Below are 2,862 nucleotides of genomic sequence, written 5' to 3' on the forward strand. Positions count from 1 at the left end.
CAGTACAACGAGCTGCTGTTCGACGACACCCCCGGCGAAGTCCGCGCCAAGCTGTCCAGCGAACACGGCAAGACCCAGCTCAACCAAGGCTATCTGATCCACCCGAGGAGCGACGGCAAGGGCCAGCCGCGCGGCGACGGCTTCGAACTACGCACCGACCAGCACGGTGCGATCCGCGCCGCCCACGGCCTGCTGCTCAGCACCGAAGCGCAGCCCTCAGCCTCCGGCAAACAGCTGGCGCGCGAGCAGGCCCAGAGCCAGCTCGACGCCGCGCTCAGCCTCAGCCAGAGCCTGGCCGAGACCGCCACCGGCCAGCTGGCCGACACCATGGAGACCGGCCCGGAGCAGATCCAGCCGGACAACAGCAAGGGATCAAAGAAGCCCGACGGCCACCTGCAGCACCACGCCGAGGCGTTGAAGGCCTGGGAAGCCGGCAGCAACACCGACCAGGAATCAAAAACCGCGAAAGGACAGGCGGGCCAGCAACCGCTGCTGGTGCTGTCCGCCCCGGCCGGCATCGCCAGCGTCACCGCGCAGAGCCAGACCCTCGCCGCCGGCACCAACCTCGACCTGGTGGCCCAGCGCGACACCAACCAGACCTCGGGGCGGCGCTGGATCCACAACGTCGGCCAGCACCTCAGCCTGTTCGTGGCGGGGGTGAAGGACGTAATCAGCCTGAAGCTGATTGCCGCGAAGGGCAAGGTGCAAGTCCAGGCACAAAGTGACAGTGTCGAAATCACCGGTGACAAGGACGTCAATCTCACCGCCATCAAGGGGCAGCAACTATTCAACGGCAAGAAGGAAATCCTGCTCACCTGCGGTGGCGCTTATGTACGAATCAAGGATGGCAAGATCGAGCTGCATGCGCCGGGCAAGGTGAGCTTCAAGGGGGGGAGTCACGATTGGAGTGGGCCGACGAGTATGAATATGCCGTTCCCACGTTTTCCCAACACCGTCTGCAAAACCTGCATGCAGCGAGCCTTTAATGAAGGCAACCCACTGGTGACCGGCCGATGATCGCCATCAATATGCTTGCCCCCACCCCATCTCCAATCGACTGGGAAACCTTGCTCCGAGAGCGAGCCGAATTACTCGGTTTGAACAGTATTGATGTTGTTGTCGATCAAGCAAACATTGGCACAAGCTGGCAACGCAAATTGCATGCAGTCGCCCCTCCCATAGCACTACTGAACAACACTCCCCATGCGGATGCCGCATCGGAGGGGCCTGTTCTGGTGCGACTTTCCATTGGACCTTTAACTGCGAGCCGTGGGCTACGCCAATTGATCAAGCATTTCTCGGGACAACCCAGACTGCTCGTCTTGTTGAACGACTGGCCCTATGACCAGCTGGCAGAGCACCTACGCTATTACCTTCAACCTGAATGGGACGGCGGAAAAAGCAAAGGAGTGCTTCGCTTTTACAACACAGGGTTATTTCGAATCGTCATTTCTACATTGGATGAGTCCATACGCCAACACTTGCTCGCAGGTGCATCGGAGTGGCACTGGATAGATCGCGATGGAAATGCGATGGCAATCTCTTCGAAATACCGAACAAGCAACGAAGCGTTACCACCTTTATACTCCGAACCTCTTCAATTGGAGCCGAAGCATATTGATGTGCTGTCAGCTTGGCATCAAGCCGAGTTATGGAGCCAAGACGAACTGCCCACACCGTCGCAATGTGGGGTACACAGCAAAGAGGCAATGCTAGAAAAGCTGGCTGCAGCCCAGATGGAAGCCGATGCCCAAAAACTATGGTCTCAGCCCGAGCGACACGCTTTTCTGGAAGCACAGATATTTTTCAACTTATAGAAGATCGCTATTTAAAAAAACATGGATATCATCTCATGAATCGAGCGCTGCTATATTGCCTAGCATTACTATTAACCAATTTAGTTACATGCCAAATTTTTGGTAATCCGTAAATTGTCAGCGTCGGCGCCAATGCCGTGAACACGGTGCCCAATACTACGATTGTCAGTGTCTGCTACAACGGGCAAGGGGTTACGAGCGGAGAGGGAGAAAGCAGCTGTGTGAGCCTTCCGCCAAATGGCAGCCTCGCATGATGGCGATGGTAAAGAAATTTGGGATGACACGAGTACAGTTAACTAGTCTGCTCTTATTTTTGGCTAACCTGGCCGCCTGCCAAGGTTTTGGCCAACCACAAGCTGTCGGTGTGGGCGCCCATGTAGTGAATACGGTGCCCAATACCACCATTGTCAGTGTTCGCTACAACGGTCAAGGCGTAAGCAGCGGTGGAGGTGAAGGTTGCTGCGTAAGCCTGCCTGCCAAATGGCAACCAGGTATGGTGGCAACGGTAGAGTGGGTAAAATACCCGAGCCCAGGAATAAACCTAGGGGGAATAAAAGCTCCAAATTGGAATACAGATGGAACAACACCTCCTGTGTGGCACAAGTGGATGGATATTCACGAAGCCAATTACACTCGCCATTCAGTGACCAACCCCGTGCCGAGCTATTGAGAAACATGCGGTCTGGCCCTGGTTTTTGTGCCGTGTGGAGAAGTCCGTCCCGTGATTGACTGCAAGGAGCACAGCCGGGGCTTTGGTGGCGCACGGGGGCAGCTTCGGGTAATTCAAGAAAGAGTAGGAGGGAAAAATACATGTCCGAAGTCATGATGATACCCACATTGCCGTCGAAAGCCACTTGCCAACAAGGTGGCCCGCTTTGGTCTTATACAGAACTTATCACCATTTTTCCGCCGCAAGGTAATGCGGGATGACACGAGTACAGTTAACTAGTCTGCTCTTATTTTTGGCTAACCTGGCCGCCTGCCAAGGTTTTGGCCAACCACAAACTGTCGGTGCGGGTGCCAGTGTAGTGAATACGGTGCCCAA

General features: G+C 55.6%; 3 protein-coding genes. All 3 read left to right on the forward strand.

The features are described 5' to 3' along the window. Positions 1-1,017, forward strand: a 1,017-nt coding sequence (locus QU481_RS23545; RefSeq protein ID WP_289832375.1) for a DUF2345 domain-containing protein, incomplete at its 5' end; no start/stop codon positions are given. Beyond that, entirely contained in the window at positions 1,014-1,817 is an 804-nt protein-coding gene (tla1, locus tag QU481_RS23550; RefSeq protein WP_289832376.1) for a toxin Tle1 chaperone Tla1, read from the forward strand. The genes QU481_RS23545 and tla1, both read left to right, overlap by 4 nt. A gap of 250 nt (positions 1,818-2,067) precedes the next feature. After that, positions 2,068-2,487, forward strand: coding sequence for a DUF3304 domain-containing protein (locus QU481_RS23555; RefSeq protein WP_289832377.1), 420 nt, complete (start codon positions 2,068-2,070; stop codon positions 2,485-2,487). The last annotated feature ends 375 nt before the right edge of the window (positions 2,488-2,862 follow it).

The sequence above is a fragment of the Crenobacter oryzisoli genome (assembly GCF_030385785.1).
In the GTDB taxonomy this organism is placed as follows: domain Bacteria; phylum Pseudomonadota; class Gammaproteobacteria; order Burkholderiales; family Chromobacteriaceae; genus Crenobacter_A; species Crenobacter_A oryzisoli.

Coding starts and splice junctions, on each gene's coding strand:
- tla1 (WP_289832376.1), top strand. CDS start 1,014: ATGATCGCCATCAATATGCTTGCCCCCACCCCATCTCCAATCGACTGG.
- QU481_RS23555 (WP_289832377.1), top strand. CDS start 2,068: ATGATGGCGATGGTAAAGAAATTTGGGATGACACGAGTACAGTTAACT.